This is a genomic window from Pseudomonas sp. QTF5, from assembly GCF_000512695.2.
Lineage (GTDB): Bacteria > Pseudomonadota > Gammaproteobacteria > Pseudomonadales > Pseudomonadaceae > Aquipseudomonas.
On record NZ_AZRW02000040.1, the window covers coordinates 1 to 23,971 of the forward strand.

20 protein-coding genes and 1 riboswitch are annotated in these 23,971 nt (G+C 60.4%); of the genes, 6 read left to right on the forward strand and 14 right to left on the reverse strand.

Annotation, left to right across the window (positions count from 1 at the left end):
• Positions 1 to 135: 135 nt before the first annotated feature.
• A complete protein-coding gene (gene serB / locus IC37_RS23705) occupies positions 136 to 1,350 on the reverse strand; it encodes a phosphoserine phosphatase SerB (protein ID WP_030130475.1) in 1,215 nt (404 codons plus the stop codon).
• A 134-nt stretch (positions 1,351 to 1,484) separates the two neighbouring features.
• On the opposite strand from serB, the gene IC37_RS23710 reads away from it, so the two are divergent.
• Positions 1,485 to 3,029 (forward strand): AhpA/YtjB family protein, encoded by a 1,545-nt coding sequence (locus IC37_RS23710; protein WP_030130474.1) that lies wholly within the window; start codon positions 1,485 to 1,487, stop codon positions 3,027 to 3,029.
• Positions 3,030 to 3,282: 253 nt separating this feature from the next.
• Here the strand turns inward: IC37_RS23710 and IC37_RS23715 are convergent, their stop codons facing one another.
• The 9 genes from IC37_RS23715 to IC37_RS23765 all read right to left on the reverse strand — a co-directional run bounded on the left by IC37_RS23715 (position 3,283) and on the right by IC37_RS23765 (position 12,747).
• Positions 3,283 to 3,996 carry a membrane integrity-associated transporter subunit PqiC gene (locus IC37_RS23715; protein WP_030130473.1) on the reverse strand — a complete coding sequence of 238 codons (714 nt, stop codon included), beginning with the start codon at positions 3,994 to 3,996 and terminating at the stop codon, positions 3,283 to 3,285.
• A gap of 176 nt (positions 3,997 to 4,172) precedes the next feature.
• Positions 4,173 to 6,440 carry a DNA topoisomerase IV subunit A gene (gene parC / locus IC37_RS23720; protein WP_030130472.1) on the reverse strand — a complete coding sequence of 756 codons (2,268 nt, stop codon included), beginning with the start codon at positions 6,438 to 6,440 and terminating at the stop codon, positions 4,173 to 4,175.
• A 10-nt stretch (positions 6,441 to 6,450) separates the two neighbouring features.
• Complete coding sequence (locus tag IC37_RS23725; RefSeq protein ID WP_030130471.1) at positions 6,451 to 6,972, reverse strand: TIGR02281 family clan AA aspartic protease; 522 nt, start codon at positions 6,970 to 6,972, stop codon at positions 6,451 to 6,453.
• Complete coding sequence (locus IC37_RS23730) at positions 6,969 to 7,958, reverse strand: esterase-like activity of phytase family protein (RefSeq protein WP_030130470.1); 990 nt, start codon at positions 7,956 to 7,958, stop codon at positions 6,969 to 6,971. The genes IC37_RS23725 and IC37_RS23730 overlap by 4 nt, the downstream gene beginning before the upstream one ends.
• The gene (gene parE / locus IC37_RS23735; protein ID WP_007902595.1) at positions 7,958 to 9,862 is read right to left on the reverse strand and encodes a DNA topoisomerase IV subunit B; all 1,905 of its coding nucleotides are present in this window, start codon (positions 9,860 to 9,862) and stop codon (positions 7,958 to 7,960) included. The genes IC37_RS23730 and parE overlap by 1 nt, the downstream gene beginning before the upstream one ends.
• Before the next feature lie 52 nt (positions 9,863 to 9,914).
• Positions 9,915 to 10,523, reverse strand: a complete 609-nt coding sequence (locus tag IC37_RS23740; RefSeq protein ID WP_030130469.1) for a YqiA/YcfP family alpha/beta fold hydrolase — start codon at positions 10,521 to 10,523, stop codon at positions 9,915 to 9,917.
• Positions 10,524 to 10,772: 249 nt separating this feature from the next.
• The gene (cpdA, locus tag IC37_RS23750; protein WP_030130468.1) at positions 10,773 to 11,588 is read right to left on the reverse strand and encodes a 3',5'-cyclic-AMP phosphodiesterase; all 816 of its coding nucleotides are present in this window, start codon (positions 11,586 to 11,588) and stop codon (positions 10,773 to 10,775) included.
• A gap of 98 nt (positions 11,589 to 11,686) precedes the next feature.
• Positions 11,687 to 12,139, reverse strand: a complete 453-nt coding sequence (locus tag IC37_RS23760) for a DUF1249 domain-containing protein (RefSeq protein WP_008004854.1) — start codon at positions 12,137 to 12,139, stop codon at positions 11,687 to 11,689.
• Entirely contained in the window at positions 12,130 to 12,747 is a 618-nt protein-coding gene (locus tag IC37_RS23765; RefSeq protein WP_030130467.1) for an NUDIX domain-containing protein, read from the reverse strand. The genes IC37_RS23760 and IC37_RS23765 overlap by 10 nt, the downstream gene beginning before the upstream one ends.
• Before the next feature lie 241 nt (positions 12,748 to 12,988).
• Here IC37_RS23765 and IC37_RS23770 point away from each other — a divergent pair, with 241 nt between their 5' ends.
• A complete protein-coding gene (locus IC37_RS23770) occupies positions 12,989 to 13,735 on the forward strand; it encodes an RsiV family protein (RefSeq protein ID WP_030130466.1) in 747 nt (248 codons plus the stop codon).
• On the opposite strand, the gene cytX is transcribed toward IC37_RS23770, so the two are convergent.
• Positions 13,704 to 14,996, reverse strand: coding sequence for a putative hydroxymethylpyrimidine transporter CytX (cytX, locus tag IC37_RS23775; protein WP_030130465.1), 1,293 nt, complete (start codon positions 14,994 to 14,996; stop codon positions 13,704 to 13,706). The genes IC37_RS23770 and cytX overlap by 32 nt on opposite strands.
• A gap of 188 nt (positions 14,997 to 15,184) precedes the next feature.
• Complete coding sequence (gene thiC, locus IC37_RS23780) at positions 15,185 to 17,074, reverse strand: phosphomethylpyrimidine synthase ThiC (protein ID WP_030130464.1); 1,890 nt, start codon at positions 17,072 to 17,074, stop codon at positions 15,185 to 15,187.
• Between the two features lie 164 nt (positions 17,075 to 17,238).
• A riboswitch (TPP riboswitch) is annotated at positions 17,239 to 17,344 on the reverse strand.
• 192 nt (positions 17,345 to 17,536) lie between these two features.
• Here thiC and IC37_RS23785 point away from each other — a divergent pair.
• Positions 17,537 to 18,976 carry a TolC family outer membrane protein gene (locus tag IC37_RS23785; RefSeq protein ID WP_030130463.1) on the forward strand — a complete coding sequence of 480 codons (1,440 nt, stop codon included), beginning with the start codon at positions 17,537 to 17,539 and terminating at the stop codon, positions 18,974 to 18,976.
• Positions 18,977 to 19,155: 179 nt separating this feature from the next.
• Here the strand turns inward: IC37_RS23785 and waaA are convergent, their stop codons facing one another.
• Positions 19,156 to 20,436: a lipid IV(A) 3-deoxy-D-manno-octulosonic acid transferase gene (waaA, locus tag IC37_RS23790; RefSeq protein WP_030130462.1), complete on the reverse strand. Its 1,281-nt coding sequence runs from the start codon at positions 20,434 to 20,436 to the stop codon at positions 19,156 to 19,158.
• A gap of 22 nt (positions 20,437 to 20,458) precedes the next feature.
• A complete protein-coding gene (locus IC37_RS23795) occupies positions 20,459 to 21,349 on the reverse strand; it encodes a LysR family transcriptional regulator (RefSeq protein WP_030130461.1) in 891 nt (296 codons plus the stop codon).
• A gap of 103 nt (positions 21,350 to 21,452) precedes the next feature.
• Between IC37_RS23795 and IC37_RS23800 the strand changes: the two genes are divergently transcribed.
• From IC37_RS23800 to IC37_RS23810, 3 genes are all read left to right on the forward strand, one after another.
• The gene (locus IC37_RS23800) at positions 21,453 to 21,785 is read left to right on the forward strand and encodes a multidrug efflux SMR transporter (RefSeq protein ID WP_008004867.1); all 333 of its coding nucleotides are present in this window, start codon (positions 21,453 to 21,455) and stop codon (positions 21,783 to 21,785) included.
• A gap of 199 nt (positions 21,786 to 21,984) precedes the next feature.
• The gene (locus IC37_RS23805; protein ID WP_030130460.1) at positions 21,985 to 23,160 is read left to right on the forward strand and encodes an FAD-binding oxidoreductase; all 1,176 of its coding nucleotides are present in this window, start codon (positions 21,985 to 21,987) and stop codon (positions 23,158 to 23,160) included.
• Positions 23,157 to 23,969, forward strand: a complete 813-nt coding sequence (locus IC37_RS23810; protein ID WP_030130459.1) for an aldo/keto reductase — start codon at positions 23,157 to 23,159, stop codon at positions 23,967 to 23,969. The genes IC37_RS23805 and IC37_RS23810 overlap by 4 nt, the downstream gene beginning before the upstream one ends.
• Positions 23,970 to 23,971: the final 2 nt, after the last annotated feature.

Consider the following 23,971-nt stretch of genomic DNA (forward strand, 5'->3'; position numbering starts at 1 on the left):
GCCCCCTGCGAAAGCTTAGTGGGCGATCGCAGGGGGCGGCGGGGGTAGCCATTTCATTATTGGATCTATGTCGATCACACGATCAATGTGGGAGCGGGCTTGCTCGCGAAGAGGCCCGCCCAGACAACCTGAAACTCAGAGCTGCCCGTCGCGATCCCGGAAGCCCAGCAGATACAGCACGCCATCCAGCCCAAGGGTGGAAATCGCCTGCTTCGCCGATTGCTTGACCAGCGGCTTGGCGCGGAATGCCACGCCCAACCCGGCAATCGCCAACATTGGCAGGTCGTTGGCACCGTCACCGACGGCAATCGTCTGCTCCAGACGCAAACCTTCCTTATGCGCCAGCTCACGCAGCAGATCCGCCTTGCGTTGCGCATCGACAATCGGCTCGACCGCCACACCAGTCACCTTGCCATCGACCACTTCCAGTTCGTTGGCAAATACATAGTCGATGCCCAGCTTGGCCTGCAGTTGCTTGGCGAAGTAGGTGAAACCACCCGACAGAATCGCCGTCTTGTAGCCCAGACGCTTGAGTTCGGCGAACAGGGTTTCGGCGCCTTCAGTCAGGCGCAGCGAGGCGCCGATGGAGTCCAGCACGCTGACGTCCAGACCTTGCAGCAAGGCCAGGCGCTCCTTGAAGCTGGCGCGGAAGTCCAGCTCGCCGGACATCGCCCGTTCAGTAATCGCGGACACCTGATCGCCTACACCGGCAGCCTTGGCCAGTTCGTCGATGACTTCGGCTTCGATCAGCGTCGAGTCCATGTCGAACACTGCCAGACGACGGTTACGGCGGAACAGCGAATCTTCCTGGAAGGCGATGTCGACGTTCAATTCTTGAGCAACGCTGAGGAATTCGGCCCGCAGCGCTTGCGGATCCGCCGCCTCGCCACGTACGGAAAACTCGATGCAGCCCTTGCCCTTGTCGGCCGGAGTGTCCAGCGGCATGCGCCCGGACAGACGATCGATATGATCGATGTTCAGACCATATTTGGCGGTGATCGAGCTCACACGCTGCAATTGTTCAGCGGTCACTTTGCGGGTCAGCAGGGTGACAATGTGGCGTTTCTTGCCCTGATTGCCGACCCACAACTGGTAATCCTCTTCGGACACCGGTGTGAAACGCACCTGCTGCTCCAGCTTATAGGCCGTGAACAGGATGTCCTTGAGCACCGAGTTACCTTGTTCGGTATCGGGAATTTCAACCAGGATGCCGAACGACAAAGTGTCGTGGATCACCGCCTGACCGATGTCGAGAATGTTCACACCACCCTGGGCCAGAACGCCGGTAATGGCCGCAGTCAGACCCGGACGGTCGACTCCCGTGATGTTTATCAGGACGATTTCGCGCAAGGCGCACCCCCGCAGGTGGAAAAAAACCGCATTCTACCCATTTTCAGTGACCATCGGGCACCGGGAGCGCTTTGACGGTCTAGGGCCTGTCGCTATACTGCGCGTCAACTTCACGGACAAAGAGCCGAGCTCAAGTGAACCGGCCCACGCCAGTAAAAACCGATAACTTCTTTCTGCTGATCTTCCGGGCACTGCGTCATCGCCGTGTGCCGATCGCATTGCGCATTGCCAGCCATAACGTGATCCTGGTCGCTCTGGCCCTGGTGATCTACGCCTGTGTGATGGGTTTGCAGTTCAAGCAGGCCATGCACGAGCAGGCGGACGCCCTGGGCGAAAGCCTGACCACTCAGACCGCGACCTCGGCCACGGAGCTGTTGGTGTCCAATGACATCCTCAGCCTGAACGTGCTGCTCAACAACCTGACCAAGAACAAACTGGTGGCCCACGCGGCCATCTACAGCATGGATAACCGCATCCTTGCCGAGTCCGGTCAGCGTCCCAAGCACAGCCTGCTGGGCGAAGCCGAGGGTATTTACCAAAGCAAGATCACCTTCCAGGACGTGACCGCCGGGCAACTGCGCATCAGCCTGGACATGGATCAGTTCCAGCAACCGATGACCATCAGCCTGCAAAGCATGGGTATTTTGAGCGCCATTCTGCTGGCGCTTTCCCTGGCCTTGAGCCTGCGTCTGGGCCGGCATATTTCTACGCCTCTGCTGCAATTGCGGGTGTGGCTGCGCAATATCGACGAATACACCCCGGCCACCGAGCGCCAGGATGAGATCGGCGACCTCGCTCGTCAGCTGCACGCCAATTTCGCGCCAGAGCCAGCCGAACCCGAGCCTGCGCCGGAGCCCGAATATGACGACAGCGATTACGAAGACGCCGACGATAACGAACCGACCTTCGAAGTGCGCAACCTGCGTGATCCAAGTTTCGACGAAACCAAGCCTGTAGCCGGGCTCAAGCCTGCGCCACGGCGCATTGTCAGCACCGTCGAAGACGATGAGGACGATGAGGACGACGAAGATCCGTTTGCCGATCTGCGTGACGACTCGACAGGCAGCACGCCGAAACCAGTCGTAAAGCCGCAGGTATCGAACCTGCCGCAGCACAGCGCGGTACTGGCGGTGCAACTGGGCGCGCAAGATCAGTTGCGCCGCCTGCCCCGCGCACGCCTGGAAGAGCTGCTGAAACGCTACCGCGATTGCCTCGATCAGGCCGCGTCGCTTTACCAGAGCGAACTGCACACCCTGAACGATGGCAGCACGCTGATGCTGTTCCACACCGAAGACAGCGGCGATGACTACCTGACCAACGCCATCTGCTGCGGTGAATTGCTGCGAGCCCTGGGTCATCAGTTGCAGATCGAAGTCGCCGACAGCGGCATCACCCTGCAATTGCAGCTGGGCCTGACGCTGGGTGACGAGTTGTTCGGTCTGAGCCAGATCGACCTGCTGCTTACCGAAACCGCGCAGGACGCACTGGCCCTGTCGCAACACAGCCGCAACCTGCTGCTGGTGGAGCGCAAGATCAGCGACGACGCGCTGATTCGTCAGCGTGCCCGGATCCGGCCGATCGCAAGCCCAGAGGGTGCGTGCTGCGTAGAACGCTTGATGGAGCCTTATCCGTCGATGCTGGAACGGCAACTGGCGCGGATGCACGAACGCCGGGCGTAAACGCTAGCCCCCGTGTAAAGAAGCCCGCAGATGAGTGATTGTCTGCGGGCTTTTTGTTGCCTGTCCCGGCCTCTTCGCGAGCAAGCCCGCTCCCACAGTGGATCTTCTGTGAACACACCGTTGTGGACAGCCGAGATCAAATGTGGGAGCGGGCTTGCTCGCGAAGAGGCCATCAGAAGCACTGAAGATCTCCAACCTGCAGAAACAACAAAGCCCGCATCAATGGCGGGCTTTGCTTTGGATCAATCCAGGCTTAGAACCTGAACACTTCCATATCCGTGCGAATTGGCGAAGCCATCGGGATTTTCGGTTGTTTCTCTGGCTCTGCTGCCGGCGCCACAGGCTTGGCAGCTGGTTTGCGTGGCGCTTCGGCAATCGGCGGCTGGTTGGCCAGTGGCTTGAGCGCCGTCGACAGTTGCTCGGCCAGACGCTGTAGCAACACACCCTGAGCCTGAACCTGAGCCGCAGTCCCGCCGGCGTGCTGCTCCTGCAGATGAATGATGCGGTTATCGCGCACCTGACCACGACGGTCGATCAGGCGCCATTGCGCATCAAGGACTGCCGGTTGCGATTCTCCCGAGTCCAGACGCGTGATCGTCAGCAGAACCTGAACATCCGGCGTGAAGCCTAATGTCGCCGGTGCCAGGACAACGCGCTGGCTGTCCAGATGACCGGCAACCTGACGCAGCAACAGCTGATCGATGTCCGACGACAGGCTACCCGCCCAACGACCATCAACCGAAGCTTGCAGGCTGCCATCGGGCTGACGCTGCAACAAGGTTTCGCGTTGCAGGTAGTCAGCAACCGTTACCGGGCCAAGCAATACCGCCATGCCCGCGCTTTGCGCAGGCTGAGCCGGACTTCCGCTGTCCAGCTGATACAGCGACACCGGTTGGTGAACACTGCAACCCGCCAGGCCAAGAACGCCGGCGAGCATCAAAATAAAAGGAAGGCGCAGAGCAGTCATCGTCCCATCCAGGTGGCTGCCACAAGGCTAACCACAGTGAAAATACTCAAAAAATATGAAGAACGCTCGGCTACGCCGGCGCTTGAAAGGCCATATCATCCGTGAATATGCGTTCCGACTCCAGCGGCAAAGCGTCGATCTACGCGTTAAATCGTAGATCGAGCGCTCTAGGACGCTTAATTGAGGTTTTCGACGAACAGCGCATCTACCCTCTGAAAGCCCCGTGGCAGTTTGTTACCGCGACGCCCACGCTCACCTTTGTAGTGTTCGAGGTCGTCCGCCTTCAGCGACAAGGTACGTTTTCCGGCCTGTAGCACCAAAGTGGCACCCTCCGGCAAAACGGCGATGTCCGTGACATATTCTTCGCGACTGGCAACACGTTCACCGGAAATCCCGATGATCTTATTGCCTTTACCTTTACCTAATTGTGGCAGATCGCTGATTTTGAAAATCAGCAGGCGACCTTCGGTGGTCACCGAGGCCAGCCAGTTGTGCTCACGATCGGCCACCGGACGCGGCAGAATCACTTTGGCGTTGTTCGGCAAACTCAACAGGGCCTTACCCGCCTTGTTCTTGGCTTGCAGGTCTTCACCCTTGACCACAAAACCGTAACCGGCGTCGGAGGCGATCACGTACAGCGAATCGTCTTCAGGCATCAGCACGCATTCGAAACTCGCCCCTGGCGGCGGCGTCAGGCGGCCGGTCAGTGGTTCGCCCTGGCCACGGGCCGATGGCAGCGTGTGTGCAGCCACCGAATAGCTGCGACCAGTGGAGTCGATAAACACCGCAAACTGGTTGGAACGCCCAGCCGCCAAGGCCTTGAAACCATCCCCGGCCTTGTAGGAAAGTCCGGTGGCGTCGATCTCGTGGCCTTTGGCGGAGCGAACCCAGCCTTTTTCCGACAGCACAACGGTCACTTTCTCGTTTGGCAGCAGATCATGCTCGGTCAAAGCCTTGGCTTCGGCGCGCTCGACGATTGGCGAGCGACGGTCGTCGCCGTAGGTTTCGGCGTCCTTGATCAGCTCGGTGCGGACCAGTTTTTTCAGCTTGGCTTCGCTGCCCAGCAGGGCTTGCAGCTTGGCTTGTTCCTTGAGCAGTTCATCCTGCTCGGCACGCAGCTTCATTTCTTCCAGTCGCGCCAACTGACGCAGACGGGTGTCGAGGATGTAATCGGCCTGGATTTCGCTCAGGGCGAAGCGCTCGATCAGTGCGGCTTTCGGGTGTTCCTCGGTGCGGATGATGTGAATCACTTCATCCAGATTGAGGTAAGCGATCAACAAACCGTCCAACAGGTGCAGGCGACGCTCAACCTTGTCCAGGCGGAATTGCAGACGACGACGCACGGTCTGCACCCGGAACTCCAGCCACTCGACCAGCAAGGCCCGCAGGTTTTTCAACTGCGGCTTGCCGTCCAGACCGATGATGTTGATGTTGACCCGGTAGCTCGACTCCAGCTCGGTGCTGGCGAACAGGTGTTGCATCAGGGCATCGTGGTCAAAGTTTTTGCGGGCACCCGGAATGATCACGATCCGGCATGGGTTTTCGTGGTCGGATTCGTCGCGCAGATCAGCGATCTGCGGGGCCTTGGACGGTTTGGCCTGCATCATCGCCGCGATCTGTTCCAGCACTTTGGCACCTGAAACCTGGTGCGGCAGCGCGGTGACAATGATGTCACCGTCTTCGATGTGGTACACGGCGCGCATACGCACCGAACCGCGACCGGTTTCGTAGATTTTCAGCAGGTCGGCGCGCGGCGTGATGATTTCCGCTTCGGTCGGGTAATCCGGACCCTGAATGTGCTCGCAGAGCTGTTCGACCGTAGCTTTCGGCTCGTCCAGCAAGCGCACGCAAGCGGTCGCGACTTCGCGCAGATTATGCGGCGGTACGTCGGTGGCCATGCCCACGGCGATACCGGTGGTGCCGTTGAGCAGAATGTTCGGCAGGCGGGCCGGCAAGACCAAAGGCTCTTCCAGCGTGCCGTCGAAGTTCGGGCCCCAGTCCGCGGTGCCCTGGCCCAGTTCGCTGAGCAGCACTTCGGAATAACGCGACAGCCGCGCTTCGGTGTAACGCATAGCGGCGAAGGACTTCGGATCGTCCGGCGCACCCCAGTTACCCTGGCCGTCGACCAGCGTGTAGCGGTAGCTGAACGGCTGGGCCATCAGGACCATGGCTTCGTAGCACGCCGAATCGCCGTGGGGGTGGAACTTACCGAGCACGTCACCGACGGTACGCGCCGACTTCTTGTGCTTGGAATCAGCGTCCAGCCCCAACTCGCTCATCGCATAGATGATGCGCCGTTGTACCGGTTTCAGGCCGTCGCCGATATGCGGCAGGGCACGGTCCATGATCACGTACATGGAGTAGTTGAGGTAGGCATTTTCGGTGAAGTCAGCCAGCGACCGGCGTTCTACACCGTCCAGGCTGAGATCAAGGGAGTCGCTCATGCGGGCCTCATTATTTCGTGGTCTGGCGCAGCAGCATGGTGCCACCGCGCTGGGTAAATTCAAGTTTGTTCAGTGCGCTCATACCGAGCAGCACCTGATTGCCTTCCAGGCCTGGCGCAACCAGCGCGCGAACATCACGCAACACAATGTCGCCCAGTTGCAGCCGGTCGATGCGGGTTCGATAACCCTGGCTCAAGCCATTGGCCGTGCTCAGGGTCACCCCGAAACCTTTTTCCAGTTTCAGCCGCTCGGCCAGACTGGCCGGGATCGAAACGTCGGTGGCCCCAGTATCGAGCATGAAATCTACTGGCTGGCCGTTGATCTGGCCACTGGCGACAAAATGCCCCTGGCTGTTGCTGATCAGCTTCACTTCGATAAAACCTTCGCCCTGCTCGGAGCTGACGACGGTGTTGGGATTTTGCTGACGTGCCTCCCACTGGCCGAAAAACCGCGTAGCCAGAAACAGCGCGGCGCACCAGGCCAACACCATCAACACACGACCGGCGCGTTTGCCCGGTGGTTGTTGATTCATGGCTTGGCGCTCCAGCCACCTTCAGGCGCGGCAAAGCGCCAGACAATCGGGCGTTTCTCGCCGTCGACGCGCGCACCATTATTGTTGTCGATACCGATCCAGACACCGTCGACGTCCACGATCAACGCTTCCGCCAGGCCAAAGGGCTGTGAATAACGACGGTTTTCCTGCAACGCCTCGTCGGCAAACGACCAGCAGCGCTCGACCTTGGCCGTCACCGCATCACGGCGACAGACCTGAAAGGCGTTGCGCTCAAGGGTAAACAGCTTGCCGTCGAACAATGACAGATCGGCAAAATCCCGGGAGCGCGCCCTGGCCTTGGGAAATTGCGCTGGCTGCATTTCCACCCCTGCTTCACTCAGCAGCACACAGCCACCGTCGCAGTCCCATACCGTTTGTTTGCGCTTGATCAGCAGCAAACCGCGGCGCTCACGCTCAGCGGCCAGCCACAGGGTGTCACCGGCCGGATTGATCGTCAGGCCTTCGAACAACGCATTGAAGTGCAACAGCATGCCACTGGCCCGCGCTTCGCGAACCAGCATCGGTGAGATTTTCAGCCAGGACGCAGGCCCGATTGGCGGAACTTGCAGCACGGCGGCATGGGCTTCGCTGACGATGTAACGATTGCCGGCGCTGTCGCAGGTGACGCCTTCGAAATCCAGGTCCCCGCCCCGCACGAACGATGCAGCCCAAGTCCGCGAACGCAAGCCCCAGGGCAAACCGCTGTCGGGCACCAGGGGTACGTCGATGCGCACGGTTTCGGCTCGCCAGGTCGTGTTGCGGGTGTCGAGGCGATAGATTTGATCATCGTCACGATCCGAAACGGTCCACAGATCCTTGCCGCACTGGGCCAGCCCCGACAGATTGCCGCCGCGCATGCCATCGACGGCATGCTCGGACAACAGGCGCAGCTCGGGGGCAGGCTGCGCCGAAACCGTTAGCGAGGTCAGCAGCAACGCACACGCCAGGGCCCAGCCAAATCGCATCAGCCCAGAACCTCGGCCAGGTTGCCCTTGGACTCCAGCCAGGACTTGCGATCGCCAGCGCGTTTTTTCGCCAGCAGCATGTCCATCATTTCCGAGGTCGCGTCGAAATCTTCCAGCGTCAACTGCACCAGACGCCGAGTGTTCGGGTCCATGGTGGTTTCGCGCAGCTGCGGCGGGTTCATTTCACCCAGACCTTTGAATCGGGTGACCTGTGGTTTGCCGCGTTTCTTCTCGGCTACCAGACGATCGAGAATGCCGTCGCGCTCAGCCTCGTCCAGGGCATAGTAAATTTCTTTGCCCAGGTCGATACGGTACAGCGGCGGCATGGCGACGTAGACGTGACCGGCATCCACCAACGGGCGGAAATGCTGGACGAACAAAGCGCAGAGCAACGTGGCGATGTGCAGACCGTCGGAGTCGGCGTCGGCGAGGATGCAGATCTTGCCGTAACGCAGCTGGGCGATGTCTGCCGAGCCCGGATCGACACCGATGGCCACGGCGATGTTGTGCACTTCCTGGCTGGCCAGCACTTCGCTGCCGTCGACTTCCCAGGTGTTCAGAATCTTGCCGCGCAATGGCAGGATCGCCTGAAATTCTTTGTCCCGCGCCTGCTTGGCCGAACCGCCGGCAGAGTCACCTTCCACCAGGAACAGCTCGGAACGCATCGGGTCCTGCCCGGCACAGTCGGCGAGTTTGCCCGGCAGCGCCGGACCTTGGGTAATGCGTTTACGCTCAACCTTCTTGCTGGCCTTCAGACGACGGCCGGCGTTGTTGATCGCCAGTTCCGCCAGCAACATGCCGGTTTCCGGGTGAGCGTTGAGCCACAGGCTGAAAGCGTCCTTGACCACACCGGAAACGAAAGCGGCCGCTTCACGGGATGACAGGCGTTCCTTGGTCTGACCGGAGAATTGCGGCTCCTGCATCTTCATCGACAGGACGAACGCGATGCGCTCCCAGACGTCTTCCGGCGCCAGCTTCACACCACGCGGCAACAGGCTGCGGAATTCACAAAACTCGCGCATGGCGTCGAGCAAGCCCTGACGCAGACCGTTGACGTGAGTACCGCCTTGGGCCGTCGGGATCAGGTTGACGTAGCTTTCCTGGACGCTGTCGCCGCCCTCGGGCAGCCACAGCAGCGCCCAATCGACTGCTTCTTTATTACCGGCCAGGCTGCCGCAGAACGGTTCGTCCGGCAGGCGTTCGAATTCGCTGACCGCGTCCACCAGGTAGGAGCGCAGGCCGTCTTCGTAATGCCATTCGACTTTCTCGCCGGTGGCCTTGTCTTCAAAACTGACCAGCAGCCCCGGGCACAGAACGGCCTTGGCCTTGAGCACGTGCTTGAGGCGGCTGATGGAGAATTTCGGCGAATCGAAATACTTCGGGTCCGGCGCGAAGAACACGCTGGTGCCGGTGTTGCGCTTGCCGACGGTGCCGATCACTTCCAGCTCGGTTTTCTTGTAACCGTCAGCGAAAGTCATCTGGTATTCGTTGCCGTCACGTTTTACACGCACCCGGACTTCGGTCGACAAGGCGTTGACCACGGAAATACCCACCCCGTGCAAACCGCCGGAGAACTGGTAGTTCTTGTTGGAAAACTTGCCGCCCGCGTGGAGCTTGGTGAGGATCAGCTCGACACCCGACACACCCTCTTCCGGGTGAATGTCCACCGGCATGCCACGGCCGTCATCGCTGACTTCCAGAGAGTGATCGGCGTGCAGGATGACCTGCACCGATGTCGCATGCCCGGCCAAGGCTTCGTCGACGCTGTTGTCGATGACTTCCTGGGCGAGGTGGTTCGGCCGACTGGTGTCGGTGTACATGCCGGGGCGTTTGCGCACCGGGTCGAGGCCCGAGAGGACTTCGATGGCGTCTGCGTTATAAGAGCTAGCGCTGGGAGTGGCCATGGGGTCTCGTCGTCCGCCTGTAAAAAGTGTTCTGTGAAAAAGAGGCGACAAATCACAGTGCCGTGAAATCAATCGCCTGATACAAATCTGCGCCGATGCCGGCAAAACTCAGCATTGCCGGCAATTGCTCGGCAAAACCCTGGAAACTATGGTCGCCGCCCGCCTGGATGCGCAAGGCACAGGCCCGGTAATACTGCTGGGCGAGGCGATAATCCAGCGTTTCATCGCCGGTCTGCAACCATACTTGAAACCGCTGCGGATCCTTGGGCGCCGGCACTTCCAGCTCGGCCAGGGCCGTCACGTGGTCGTGGGTCAATTCCCAAGTCTCATCGGTATACAGATTTTTCTGCGTCCCCAGGAACCCGTCGAACATCCGGTGCGGGCTGACGGCAGGGTTGATCAACAGGGCTTTCAAGCCATGGCGCTCGGCCAAGTGAGTCGCATAGTAGCCGCCGAGTGAGCTGCCGACCAGCAGTGGCCGCCCCAGCTCGGCAATCGCTTGTTCCAGCTGACCGATGGCCTCGCGGGGATGGTGATGCAAGGCCGGCACACGCAACTGATCGCTCAAGCCCAGCCGTTCCATCACATTGATCAACTGACAGGCCTTTTTCGACGCCGGCGCGCTGTTGAAGCCGTGGATATAAAGGATCGAACCAGACATTTGAGCTCCCTGGGCGTCGGGTAAAGAGGCGCAGTTTACAGGGAGATGGGTGCGGGTGGGTGTTCGGTCGATCGAAAGAGTCGGGTGCACCCTCACGACTTACATTGCCTGTCAGGCCGCCTTCGCGAGCAAGCCCGCTCCCACAGTGGATCTACTGTGAACACACACTTTGTGAACACCCAAGATCTAGAGTGGGAGCGGGCTTGCTCGCGAAGGCCGCGACCTGGCCCTTCTGAATGACAAAAAAAATCAGTAGCCGTTAGAACCGTAATCAACCTGAAAGTCGAAACCGGTAACGCGCTCAACGCCAGTTTCCAGCCGACCATCCGGCAAAAGCCGCAACCATCGATACCCAGGCGCCTGCTCGCTCACCTTGAAATCATCACTGCCTGGCTCGAACTGAATACAGGTCGAGGGCGATGCGATCAGGCGCACACCGTTGCGCATCTGGTCAATTTCCTGATGCACATGCCCCCACAACACCGCACGCACCTGCGGAAAGCGATCCAGCACCGCGAACAACGCTTCTGGATTACGCAATCCAATGGGCTCCATCCACGCACACCCGATCGACACCGGATGATGGTGGAAACACACCAGATGATGCCGCTGCGGCGCCTCACTCAATGAACGGGCCAGCAACTGCAACTGCTCATCCTGCAAATACCCCGGCACCGAACCTGGCACCGCAGAATCGAGCAACGTAACCCGCCAGTTGCCGATGTCCACCACCGGCTCCAGCAGCGCACTTTGCACCGCCGCCTCGGCCATGATCCGCGGCTCGTCATGATTACCGGGAATCCAGCGTGCCGGCGCATCGATCTGCCGCGTCAGGTCGCGAAACAGCTGATACGACTCCAGCGTCCCGTCCTGTGAAAGATCGCCACTGGCAATGATCAAGTCGATCTGCGGCTGCTGAAGCTTTACCAGCTCAATGACCTGTTGCAGGCTGTCGCGGGTATTCATGCCCAGCAACGTCCCGTCCGCCTCGGCAAACAGATGGCTGTCAGAGAGTTGCACCAGCAACGCCGGATCGGCGGGGGTCAATGTGGATACGCTCGGCAAGGCGTTCTCCCAGGGCGTGATCACGGGATGGATAAGTGCCGCAATTATGCTGGGGGACGATCAAAAGAGGAAACCTGTGAACCGGACGCAGTTCACAACTACCGAACGACTGCGTACTCGTGCCCACATGCCAGACAGTGACTCAGCCATTCCCCCAGGAACAGATTGAGCTGAGCCTTTTCATCCGGCTGATGCATCGCGGCGTTCGGGTAAGGATAGATGCCCCGGAAGCGTCTTGCATGTTCGGCACTGACCACTTCGGCCATGCAGGCGTCGTGATACACCTGAACTTCAAGTTGAGGAACCGGCAGCCATGGCAGGCTGTGTTCCTGGCGTACTTGCAGCGTCGTGGTGTACGGACAGACCTGAAGCACTTCGAGGGCCAGCACACCTAGCATCTGGTCGCCGTGGGTCACGGCAATGCGCCGTGCCTGCGGCTCGTTGCGCATGTCCGGCAACAGTCGCATCAGGCGCGCATAGTTGGCCTCGCAGGAGGCTTGCAGCCCCACGAGGTCGATGCGGTAGCGATCGCGCAGCTTGTTTACGACCATAGCCCCCTCACTTCAACGCGGTTCAAAGCCAGCCATTGCAAGGCGATGATGCTTGCCGCGTTGGCAATACGTCCGTCGCGTACGGCTTGCAGGGCATCTTCGAAGGCCCAGACCGTGACACGAATATCTTCTGCCTCTTCCTCCAGCCCATGCAGGCCGCCAACCCCGGTACTGTCGCAACGCCCCAGATACAAATGCACGAATTCGTTACTGCCTCCCGGCGATGGAAAATACCTGGTTATCGGCCAGAGCGCCCCGAATACAAGCCCAGCTTCCTCCTGCGCTTCGCGGTGAGCAACTTCTTCCGGTACTTCATCCTTGTCGATCAGACCGGCGACCAGCTCGATCAGCCACGGATTGTCGGTCTTGCCCATGGCGCCAACGCGAAACTGCTCGATCAGCACCACTTCATCGCGTTGCGGATCGTAAGGCAGTACGCACACCGCATCATGGCGCACGAACAGTTCACGATTGATCTCGCGACTCATGCCACCGGCGAACAATTCGTGGCGCAAGTGCACGCGATCGAGCTTGTAGAAACCCTCGTAGCACTTTTCGCGCCGAACGATATCAACGGCGGTCGGAATGGCGTTGGCAAAATCAGTCATGACAATCCTCTTTACTGCAAATCCGATACGAGGTTGCTTTTTGTTACTTGCATTGTTACTTGCAACCTCGACTTCGCGCCATCCTAACGCGCCCGCGAGGTTTGATGCAGCCCCCTTTCCAGTCAGCGGGATAGACGGTGAGGGCGAAACCAACTCTAATTAGCTTAGTGGCGAACTGACTGCTTCGTTGAGAGTCGAAGCGGGTAACTTTTCGCCTTTCCCTGTTTTATGAAGGACGCCCATGTCGCTTTTTAAAATCGCCTCCGTGGCCGCAATCGCCCTGACCCTGGGCGCCTGCCAGAGTTTGTTCCAGCCCAACTATCGGGCGCCGCTGGAAACTACCCGCGACGCATCGGAACAGTTGAAACCAGGCTGCACGACCCCTGACTGCCCGTTGGTGAACATCGATACGCTGCGTTTCCCGGAGGAGCCTGCACTTGACGGCCTCATCGAAAAACGCCTGCTGCAAATGACCCGCACCTCACCCGAAGCCCCCGTAGCGCCAACGCTGGCGGCATATCGCGAGCAGTTTTTGAGCAGTGCCGGCCCGCGCTACAGCAGCTACCTGCAAGCCAAGGTACGTGAGCAGCATGACGGCTTGGTGATCGTTGAATTGTCCAGCTACCTGGACACCGGCGGTGCCCACGGTACGCCGGGCCGCGGTTTCATCAACTATTCACGTCAGCAGCATAAAGCGCTAACCCTCTCGGACATGTTGATCCCGGGGCAGGAAGAGGCGTTCTGGAAAGCGGCCCAAGTGGCGCACAACAGCTGGCTGATCAGCACCAAACTCGATCAGGAACCGGAGTTCGTGAAGAGCTGGCCCTTCGTGAAAACCCAGAACGTCGCGCTGACCTACGGCGGGGTGATCCTCAAGTACGAAGTGAGCACCCTTGCGCCTTACGCATTGGGCCACGTCGAACTGAAGATCCCCTACCCGCGCCTGAACGGTATTCTCAAGCCCGAGCTGTTTCCCGGCCGTAGCTGAAGGCTCGACCGAGCAGCAGTTGCAGCAGCCCTGCCAGCACCAGTGACGGCAGGGTTGCGCCGATGTCCGGATAGAGATTGGCCAGCAAATGATAGGTGCTCACCCCGCCCAACCAGGCGAGCAACGCCGGCCAGCGCAATGCGGCCGACGCTACATGAGCACTGCGCTTGCGCAGGATGAAGTGATCCACCAGCACCACACCGAACAGCGGCGCAAACACCGAACCGATCAACAGCAGGAAGTTCTGGTACTGGGCCAATGGCGCCAGGCAGGCGATCAGTGTGCAGATCACGCCGATAGCCAAGGCCAGATGCTCGACTTTCAAGCGCAACAGAATCCCGCTGGATACCGCCGCCGAGTGAATGTCGGCAAAGGCATTTTCTGACTCGTCCAGCAGAATCAGCAGCAACGGAATCCCCAAACCTGCACCGGCCAATGCCAGCAGCAAGGCATTCACTTCACCGCTCGGCGCGAACGCCAGGGTGTAGGCCACGCCCAGGCTCATCAGCCAGAAGTTACCGATAAAGAAGCCCAACGCCGTACCGCCGAAGACATTCTTCGCGCGTTTGCCGAACCGCGAGTAGTCGCCAATCAGCGGCAGCCAGGACAACGGCATGGCGATCGCAATGTCGAAGCCCACGGCAAACGGCATCGAACCATCACCGGCCTGTGCCCACAACGCCGCCAGATCGGCTTTGGCGAACAGGTTCCAGGTCAGCCAGATGCACGCGGCCAGCAGCAGCCAGATGCCCCACTTGCGCAGGATCTTGCGCACGAAGGTCAGTGGCCCGCTGACGGCGAGCAAAGTTGCCAATGCACCGAAGAACAGCGTCCACAGCAGCGGATTCGACCACAGGCCGCCTTCGCTGAAGGCACGGGCGCCGAGCAGGCTGGCAGCGTCGCGCATCACAATGATTTCGAACGAACCCCAACCGATCAGTTGCAGCAGGTTCAACACCGCCGGAAGGCTCGCGCCATGACGGCCCAAGCTGAGTTTGAGCGCAGCCATCGACGACAGGCCGGTGTCACTGCCGATCACGCCGACAGCGGCCAGCAACAGAACGCCGATCAGCGTGCCGAGAAAAATCGCCAGCAACGAGCCGGACAGGCCCAGACCTGGAGCGAGCAGCGCGCCGGTCTGCAACACCATCAGGCCGATGCCGAGGGAGAACCACAGGGAAAACAGATCACGGCCGCCGAAGACACGCTTGTCGATCGGCACGGCGGAATCCGGGGAGTAAGTGCTGGGCTGGATGCTCAAGGGGTGTTATCTGAGAGGGATAAGTGTGTCAGTGGGATTTTTGGTGCCTGATCCGGCGCTTTCGCGAGCAAGCCCGCTCCCACACTGGATCTCCTGTGAACACAAATTTTGTGTACGGCCGGGATCAAATGTGGGAGCGGGCTTGCTCGCGAAGACGGCAGCACAGGCGCCGTCAATCACAGGTCAAATCAAACCTTCTTGTACAACTGACTGCCTTCCTGCTTGAACCGCTCGGCCTGTTCCGCCAATCCCTGGGCGACTTCGGCATCCACTGTTTCAATCCGCTGGTTGGCCGCGTATTCACGGACTTCCTGGGTGATTTTCATCGAGCAGAATTTCGGTCCGCACATGGAGCAGAAGTGCGCGACCTTGGCCGAATCCTTCGGCAGGGTTTCATCGTGGTACGAACGCGCGGTGTCCGGATCGAGGCCCAGGTTGAACTGGTCTTCCCAACGGAATTCGAAACGCGCCTTGCTCAAGGCGTTGTCGCGAATCTGTGCACCCGGATGCCCCTTCGCAAGGTCGGCAGCGTGAGCCGCGATCTTGTAGGTGATGATCCCGGTCTTCACGTCATCCTTGTTCGGCAGGCCCAAGTGCTCCTTCGGCGTCACGTAGCAAAGCATGGCGCAACCGAACCAGCCGATCATCGCCGCACCGATACCGGAGGTGATGTGGTCGTAGCCTGGGGCGATGTCGGTGGTCAGCGGGCCGAGGGTGTAGAACGGCGCCTCGTCGCAGCACTCGAGCTGCTTGTCCATGTTCTCTTTGATCAACTGCATCGGCACGTGGCCCGGGCCTTCGATCATGCACTGCACGTCGTGCTTCCAGGCGATCTTGGTCAGTTCGCCAAGAGTTTCCAGCTCACCGAATTGTGCGGCATCGTTGGCGTCGGCAATCGAGCCCGGACGCAGGCCATCGCCCAGCGAGAAGCTGACGTCGTAGGCCTTCATGATTTCGCAGATGTCTTCGAAATGGGTGTAGAGGAAGTTTTCCTTATGGTGCGCCAGGCACCACTTGGCCATGATCGAACCGCCACGGGAAACAATACCGGTCACGCGTTTGGCGGTCAGCGGCACGTAGCGCAGCAGCACGCCGGCGTGGATGGTGAAGTAGTCGACGCCCTGCTCGGCCTGCTCGATCAGCGTGTCGCGGAACAGTTCCCAGGTCAGGTCTTCAGCGGCGCCGCCGACTTTTTCCAGGGCCTGGTAGATCGGCACGGTGCCGATTGGCACTGGCGAGTTACGGATGATCCATTCGCGGGTTTCGTGAATGTGCTTGCCGGTGGACAAGTCCATGACCGTGTCCGAACCCCAGCGAATGCCCCAGGTCAGTTTCGCCACTTCTTCTTCGATGGACGAACCCAAAGCGCTGTTGCCGATGTTGCCGTTGATCTTCACCAGGAAGTTACGGCCGATGATCATCGGTTCCAGTTCGGTGTGGTTGATGTTGGCCGGAATGATCGCGCGACCGCGGGCGATCTCTTCACGGACAAATTCCGGGGTAATGATTTTCGGCACGCTGGCGCCGAAGCTGTAGCCGGCGTGTTGCTGATCCAGCAGGCCGGCAGCACGGGCCACTTCGAGCTTCATGTTTTCGCGGATGGCGACGTATTCCATCTCGGCGGTGATGATGCCTTTGCGCGCATAGTGCATCTGGCTGACGTTGGCACCCGGCTTGGCACGGCGCGGGTTATTCACGTGAGCAAAACGCAGCTTGGTCAGCTCGGCATCGGCCAGGCGTTCCTGGCCGAAGTTCGAGCTCAGACCCGGCAGACGCTCGGTGTCGCCACGGGATTCGATCCACGGTGAACGCACATCGGCGAGGCCTTTGCGCACGTCGATGATGACGTTGGGGTCGGTGTACGGGCCCGAGGTGTCATACACCACCACCGGCGCGTTGATTTCGCCACCGAAGTCGGTCGGGGTCACGTCCAGGCTGATTTCGCGCATCGGCACGAGGATGTCGGGGCGAGTGCCCTGGACATAAATTTTTTGCGAGCGGGTAAACGGCTGAACCGATTGCTGATCGACCTTGGCCGAGTCACTCAGATTGGTTTCGATTTTTGATTTTGTAGTCATCACGGGCTCTCCAGACACACATCCAGGCAGTGGATTTTTGTCGGAGCGAACCTGTAAACGAATGGACGCACGGGTGCTGGAAAACCAGCGGTGCTGTGCTCGATGCTCGAGGGGTGTTCGATTGTCGAACAACATCCCGGACGAAGCACAAGAGGACTCGCCGGGTGACGAGAAATCTTGTTCCCTACGCAGGCGCTAACCTGATCAGGTTCAACGGGATCCGAAATTATTCGATCTCAGCCTCATAGCAAGGCACCCCGACAAGAACCCGGCCAGTCTAGACACAACCGGCAAAGAACGCCAACTCCGCAGCAAACACCATGATGAATGGCGCAATTACAGGATTGTTGTCGTACGAGCGTGCAACTACACTCGCTACGCCGTGCTGCGCCTTGACGCTGCAGGGCGCCGCGCCGTAGCCTTGGCGCTCAAATTATCAGCGTAATTTTTAGGGATGGCCTCATGCTGCGCAAACTCTCACTGGCCCTTGCCGTGTCTTGTGCGTCCAATGGAATGGCCTGGGCAGCAGAAGCGCCCTTATCGACCAAGACTGACCTCGTCAGCGTCTATCAGGAAGCGGCGGACAACAACGCCGACCTCGCCGCCGCACGCGCCCAATACGGCGCCCAGAAAGAAGTCGTGCCCCAGGCCCGCGCCGGGCTGTTGCCCAACCTGTCCGCCGGTGCCGACCTGAATAACACCCGCACCGAGCTCGATCAGCCATCGCTGACCTCGACCCGCAGTGGCACGGTGTACCAGGCGACCCTCGCGCAACCGATTTTCCGCGCCGATCGCTGGTTCCAGTTGCAGGCCGCCAAGGACGTCAACGAACAAGCGGCGTTGCAACTCTCGGCTACCGAACAGAACCTGATTCTGCAAAGTGCCGAAAGCTACTTCAACGTGCTGCGCAGCCAGGACACCCTGGCCTCGACCAAGGCCGAAGAAGCGGCGTTCAAGCGTCAGCTCGACCAGTCTAACGAGCGCTTCGACGTGGGCCTGTCGGACAAGACCGACGTGCTGCAATCCCAAGCCAGTTACGACACGGCGCGGGCCAACCGGATTCTCGCTCAGCGCCAGGTAGATGACGCGTTCGAAGCGCTGATCACCCTGACCAACCGTCAATACAACTCGATTCAGGGCATCGTGCATACCTTGCCGATCCTGCCGCCGGCACCGAACGACGCCAAAGCCTGGGTTGACACCGCCGCCAAGCAGAATCTCAATCTGCTGGCCAGCAACTATGCGGTGAGCGCCGCCGAAGAAACCCTCAAGCAGCGCAAGGCCGGACATGCGCCCACCCTGGATGCAGTCGCGCAATACAAAAAGGGTGACAACGACGCTCTCGGTTTCACCAACCCAAACCCGAACGGCGTGCGTTACGGCGGTGATGTCGAGCAGCGCACGGTTGGCCTGCAATTGAGCATTCCGATCTACAGCGGCGGCCTGACCAGCTCGCAGGTGCGCGAGTCTTATTCACGGCTGGATCAGACCGAACAACAACGCGAAGCGCTGCGTCGTCAGGTGGTGGAAAACACCCGCAATCTGCACCGTGCCGTGAACACCGACGTCGAACAAGTGCAGGCACGCCGCCAGTCGATCATCTCCAACCAGAGCGCGGTGGAAGCGACCGAAATCGGTTATCAGGTGGGGACGCGCAACATCGTCGACGTCCTTGATGCCCAGCGTCAGCTGTACACCTCGGTGCGTAACTACAACAACACCCGCTACGACTACATCCTCGACAACCTGCGCTTGAAGCAGGCTGCCGGCACGTTGAATCCGGGGGATTTGCAGGACCTGACGCGTTACCTCAAAGCCGACTACAACCCGGACAAGGATTTCCTGCCACCGGATCTGGCCAAGGCTGCGGCGGAGCAGTTGAGGGCTAATCCGGCTCAATAAAAGGTAAACCCTGTATTGAGGAGGTTTGCCTGTGGCGAGGGAGCTTGCTCCCGCTGGGCTGCGAAGCAGCCCCAAACCCTGAGCATGTGGTCTGTCAGGTAGACCTCATCGGCTGATCCACGACTGCTTCGCAGCCGAACGGGAGCAAGCTCCCTCGCCACAATTGATCAGTGACAAATTCAGGACTTGTCGATCAACCTGCCCAACCCATCCAGCAACCGCTGCAACGCGCCCTGGTTGGTGCGCATCACTTTCAGCCCCGCCTCCGCCATCCGCTGCGCATCGCTCGGCAATTCGAACAGCCGCTGCACCGCCAGCGCCAGACTTTCGGCATCATCGACCTCGGCCAACGCCCCGGCACTGCGCAATTGCGCGGCGATTTCGAGAAAATTGAACAAATGCGGCCCGCTGAGCACCGGTTTGGCCAGGGCTGCCGGCTCTAGCAGGTTATGCCCGCCGTTGGGCACCAGGCTGCCACCGACGAACGCGCTGTCGGCCAATGCATAGAGAAACAGCAACTCGCCCATGGTGTCGCCCAGCAGTACCGAAGTGCTTGCGGTAACCAGCTCGCCCGTCGAACGGCGCACCGTGGCGAAACCCTGCTGCCGGCACAATTCGAACACCGGATTGAAGCGCTCCGGATGACGCGGCACCAGAATCAGCAAGGCATCGGGATGATTGGTCAGCAGCCGACGATGGGCAGCCAGCACCACGTCATCTTCCCCTTCATGTGTACTCGCGGCGATCCACACCGGGCGATCCTGCGCCTGCCACTGCGCACGCAATTCCCCGGCGCGCTGCAGCAGTTGCGGGTCGATGGTCAAATCGAACTTGATCGAACCGGTCACTTCGACGGTTTCCGGGCGCGCGCCCAAATCCCGGAAGCGCTGCGCCTCGGCTTCGGTCTGCACCGCGAACAGGCTCATCTCGGCGAGCATCGGCCGAGTCAGTTTATGGAAGCGGCCATAGCCTTTGGCTGAGCGTTCAGACAGTCGCGCATTGGCCAGCGCCACGGGGATCCCGCGTTTGGCGCATTGATGGATATGGTTGGGCCAGAGCTCGGTTTCCATGATCACCGCCAGTTTCGGCCGGGCCCGATCAAGGAATCGCTTTGCTGCGCAGGGCAAGTCATAAGGCAAATAGCAGTGCTGAATGCGCGGCTCGTTGGCGAACAGTGCCTGGATGCGCTCGGACCCGGTCGGGGTCATGCAGGTGACGGTGATCGGCAGCGTCGGATACCGTTGCAGCAAGGCACGAATCATCGGCGCCGCCGCGATGCTTTCGCCCACCGACACCGCGTGCACCCAGAGGCCGCCCGGCTTCATTGCCGGTAGCGCGAGGGAGAAACGCTCGCCAATGCGCTTGGCGTATGCCGGTGCCTTGCGCGCCCGCAGCCAAAGCCGAATCGCTACCAATGGCAGCCCCAGGTAAAACAACGCGGTATAGAGAATTCTATTCATGGCGGCGGAGTTTATCGGGTTTTTAGCCGATCGCCTGCAAGTGCACGGCAAAACGTTCCGCCAGCCAACGAGCCGCCGGGCCGAGGGGCTCGTCGCGGCGCCAGACCAGTTCGACAATCAATGCCGGCGGAGTCCATTCGCTGGCCAGTTCGACCATCTGATTCTGATACGCCGGGTACTGCACCACATGTCGCGGCAGCCAGGCCCAACCAAGGCCGCGCATCACCCATTCAGCCATCACGTAGAAACTGTCGGCGCGCCAGACCTGCGGGCTGGCCGGTTCGCTGCCGGGATAGACGCTGGACTGCGTGGACATCAGCAACTGTCGATGCTGCGCCAATTGCTGACAATCGACCTGCGTCTGCTTCGCCAAGGGATGCCCCGCGCCGCACACCGTGACCATTTCGACGCTGCCCAGCACTCGCCGCTCGAGGGCTTCGGGAATCTGTTCGTGATAGAACAACAAGCCCAGATCGGCCCGACGCTCCACCAGTTTGCGCGCCACATCGCCCTGGGCGGCGCTGGTCAGTTGCACTTCGAGGCTGGGAAATTTTTCTGCCAGAGCCTCAAAGCTCTCAACCACCGCTTGATAGGGCATCGCCTCGTCCTGGGCCACACGCAGACTCGCTTCCTGGCCACGCATCATCGCCAATGCGCGGCCATTGAGGCGCTCGCATTGGCGCAGCACTTCCCGCGCCTCTTCAAGCAGGGCGGTGCCGGCTTCGGTGAGTTTCGGCTGACGGCCACTGCTGCGATCGAACAGGCTGACACCCAGGTCCTCTTCCAGCAGCGCGATCGAACTGCTGACCGCTGACTGCGCCTTGCGCTGATCCCGCGCCACCGCGGAAAACGAACGCTGTTCCGCGACGCTCACAAACAAGCGCAGCTGTTCCAGATTCCATTGCATGTTCATGGTTCAACCCATCTTAAGAACAGATAGGTAATGACTTTACCGCATCTGGCGAATCTCTAGAATGCCGACCTCAGAGAGCAACACTTCACACGAGGATTGACCCATGACCGCTTACTACTACCTGGCCATCGCCATCTGCGCCGAAGTGATCGCTACCGTATCGATGAAAGCGGTCAAAGGTTTCAGTACGCCGCTGCCGCTGCTGCTGGTCATCGTCGGTTACGGCATTGCTTTCTGGATGCTGACCCTGGTGGTGCGCAGCGTTCCGGTGGGCGTGGCCTACGCGGTGTGGGCCGGCATGGGGATCGTGATGGTCAGCGTCGCGGCGCTGTTTATCTACGGGCAGAAGCTGGATGTGCCGGCGATGCTGGGGATGGCGCTGATTGTGCTGGGCGTTGTGGTTATTCAGCTGTTCTCCAAAACTGCGGGACACTAAAACCCGAAGCACGATCTATTGTGGGAGCGGGCTTGCTCGCGAAAGCGGCCTATCAGTCGACATTGATGCTAACTGACCTACCGCCTTCGCGAGCAAGCCCGCTCCCACAGGTTTTGCATCCTCTCTATTGATCACCAACAAATCCCCTCCGCATCGAGTCTGTATACTGCGCCCTCGTCTTGAACACTGAGGTCGCTGCATGCCATCCGTTATTTCCACCGACGTTCTGATTGTCGGCGCTGGTGTCGCCGGCCTCTGGCTGAATGCGCGCCTGCGCCGTCAGGGTTTTTCGACCGTGCTGGTGGAAAGCGCCAGCCTCGGTGGCGGGCAGAGCCTGAAGTCCCAGGGCATCATCCACGGCGGCGCCAAGTACGCGTTGCACGGTGCTCTGACCGGCGCCTCGGAAGCCATTGCCGACATGCCGCGGCGCTGGCGCGAAGCGCTGGCCGGTGACGGTGAGCTGGACTTGTCCGGTGTGCGTCTATTGTCTGAAGCCCATTACCTCTGGTCTCCCGGCACCCTCGCCGGCAACCTTACCAGCTTCTTTGCCAGCAAAGCCGTGCGCGGGCGGGTCGATCAGGTCAAGGGCGAACAATTGCCGCCAGCGTTGCAAGACAAGCGCTTCAAGGGCAAGGTCTACCGCCTGACGGAACTGGTGGTCGACGTGCCGAGCCTGATCCAGCGCCTGGCCGATCTGGCTGGCGACGGTCTGCTGGCTGGTCAGCACATCGAACCGCTGCTGGAAAACGGCGAACTGGTCGGTTTGAAAGTCGACGAACGCGAGATCCGCGCCCAGCGCATCGTCCTCAGCGCCGGTGCCGGCACCGCCGACCTGCTCACGGCGCTGGGCCTGAGCCAACCGGCGATGCAGCGCCGTCCCCTGCACATGATCATCGTCAAAGGCCCGGGCCTTAAACCGCTGTACGCCCACTGCCTGGGCGGTGGGCCGAAGCCGCGCATCACCGTGACCACTCACCCGGCCGCCGATGGCCAGTGGGTCTGGTATGTGGGAGGCGACATCGCCGAAGCCGAAGGTGTGGCCCGCGACCCTGCGACGCAGATCGCCAGCGCGCAAAAAGAACTCGGCAACCTGCTGCCGTGGATCGACCTGAGCACCGCACAGTGGGCGACCTTGCGGGTCGAACGCGCGGAGCCGCTGCAATCGGGTCTGACTCGCCCGGACAATGCCTTTCTCGCCGAGCAAGATCGTCTGCTGGTAGGTTGGCCGACCAAACTGGCCCTGGCGCCGGACTTCGCTGACCGTGTCCTCGCCGCACTGCAACGCGACGGCATTCAACCGAGCCATCCGGCGCCGCTGCCGGAACTGCCGAAACCGCCAATGGGCGTCCCTGCCTGGGAGCAACTGCTGCCATGAGCCAACCCACCCTGCACGATCTGCATCGCCCTCTGGGCAGCACCGGCCTGCTGGTATCGCCTCTGGGCCTGGGCACGGTGAAACTTGGCCGCGATCAAGGGGTGAAATACCCCAACGGCTTCCAGATCCCCGGCGATGATGAAGCACGCATGCTGCTCAAACTCGCGCGGGATCTGGGCATCAATCTGATCGATACCGCGCCGGCCTATGGCCGCAGCGAAGAGCGTCTTGGCCCGTTGCTGCGTGGTCAACGTCAGGACTGGGTGATCGTGAGCAAGGTTGGCGAAGAGTTTGTCGACGGCCAGTCGCACCACGACTTCAGCGCCGCCCATACTCGCCTGTCGGTGGAGCGCAGCCTGCAACGGCTGGAAACGGATGTTATCGATCTGGTGTTGGTGCACTCCGATGGCAACGACCTGGCAATCCTCAATGACAGCGAGGTCTATGCGACCCTTGCCGAGCTCAAGCGCGAAGGCAAGATTCGCGGCTTCGGCTTTTCCGGAAAAACCGTCGAAGGCGGCTTGAAGGCTCTGGAACAAGGTGATTGCGCGATGGTCACCTACAATCTGAACGAACAGAACGAGAAGCCAGTCATTGACTATGCTGCTGCTCACGGCAAAGCGATCCTGGTCAAAAAAGCCTTGGCCAGCGGCCACGTCTGCCTGAGCCCGGGCGTGGACCCGGTACGCGCCAGCTTCGAATTGTTGTTTGAACACACGGGCGTGGCCAGTGCTATTGTCGGGACCATCAATCCGCTGCACCTCGCCCACAACGTCGCGACTGTTGCCCAAGTCCTTCGTAGCAACTGATG

What these genes read in the sequence shown, in the direction of transcription:
- IC37_RS23715 (WP_030130473.1), bottom strand. Translation starts at nt 3,996, where the DNA reads ATGACTGCTCTGCGCCTTCCTTTTATTTTGATGCTCGCCGGCGTTCTT.
- parC (WP_030130472.1), bottom strand. Translation starts at nt 6,440, where the DNA reads ATGAGCGACTCCCTTGATCTCAGCCTGGACGGTGTAGAACGCCGGTCG.
- IC37_RS23725 (WP_030130471.1), bottom strand. Translation starts at nt 6,972, where the DNA reads ATGAATCAACAACCACCGGGCAAACGCGCCGGTCGTGTGTTGATGGTG.
- IC37_RS23730 (WP_030130470.1), bottom strand. Translation starts at nt 7,958, where the DNA reads ATGCGATTTGGCTGGGCCCTGGCGTGTGCGTTGCTGCTGACCTCGCTA.
- parE (WP_007902595.1), bottom strand. Translation starts at nt 9,862, where the DNA reads ATGGCCACTCCCAGCGCTAGCTCTTATAACGCAGACGCCATCGAAGTC.
- IC37_RS23740 (WP_030130469.1), bottom strand. Translation starts at nt 10,523, where the DNA reads ATGTCTGGTTCGATCCTTTATATCCACGGCTTCAACAGCGCGCCGGCG.
- IC37_RS23760 (WP_008004854.1), bottom strand. Translation starts at nt 12,139, where the DNA reads ATGGTCGTAAACAAGCTGCGCGATCGCTACCGCATCGACCTCGTGGGG.
- IC37_RS23765 (WP_030130467.1), bottom strand. Translation starts at nt 12,747, where the DNA reads ATGACTGATTTTGCCAACGCCATTCCGACCGCCGTTGATATCGTTCGG.
- IC37_RS23770 (WP_030130466.1), top strand. Translation starts at nt 12,989, where the DNA reads ATGTCGCTTTTTAAAATCGCCTCCGTGGCCGCAATCGCCCTGACCCTG.
- thiC (WP_030130464.1), bottom strand. Translation starts at nt 17,074, where the DNA reads ATGACTACAAAATCAAAAATCGAAACCAATCTGAGTGACTCGGCCAAG.
- IC37_RS23785 (WP_030130463.1), top strand. Translation starts at nt 17,537, where the DNA reads ATGCTGCGCAAACTCTCACTGGCCCTTGCCGTGTCTTGTGCGTCCAAT.
- waaA (WP_030130462.1), bottom strand. Translation starts at nt 20,436, where the DNA reads ATGAATAGAATTCTCTATACCGCGTTGTTTTACCTGGGGCTGCCATTG.
- IC37_RS23795 (WP_030130461.1), bottom strand. Translation starts at nt 21,349, where the DNA reads ATGAACATGCAATGGAATCTGGAACAGCTGCGCTTGTTTGTGAGCGTC.
- IC37_RS23800 (WP_008004867.1), top strand. Translation starts at nt 21,453, where the DNA reads ATGACCGCTTACTACTACCTGGCCATCGCCATCTGCGCCGAAGTGATC.
- IC37_RS23805 (WP_030130460.1), top strand. Translation starts at nt 21,985, where the DNA reads ATGCCATCCGTTATTTCCACCGACGTTCTGATTGTCGGCGCTGGTGTC.
- IC37_RS23810 (WP_030130459.1), top strand. Translation starts at nt 23,157, where the DNA reads ATGAGCCAACCCACCCTGCACGATCTGCATCGCCCTCTGGGCAGCACC.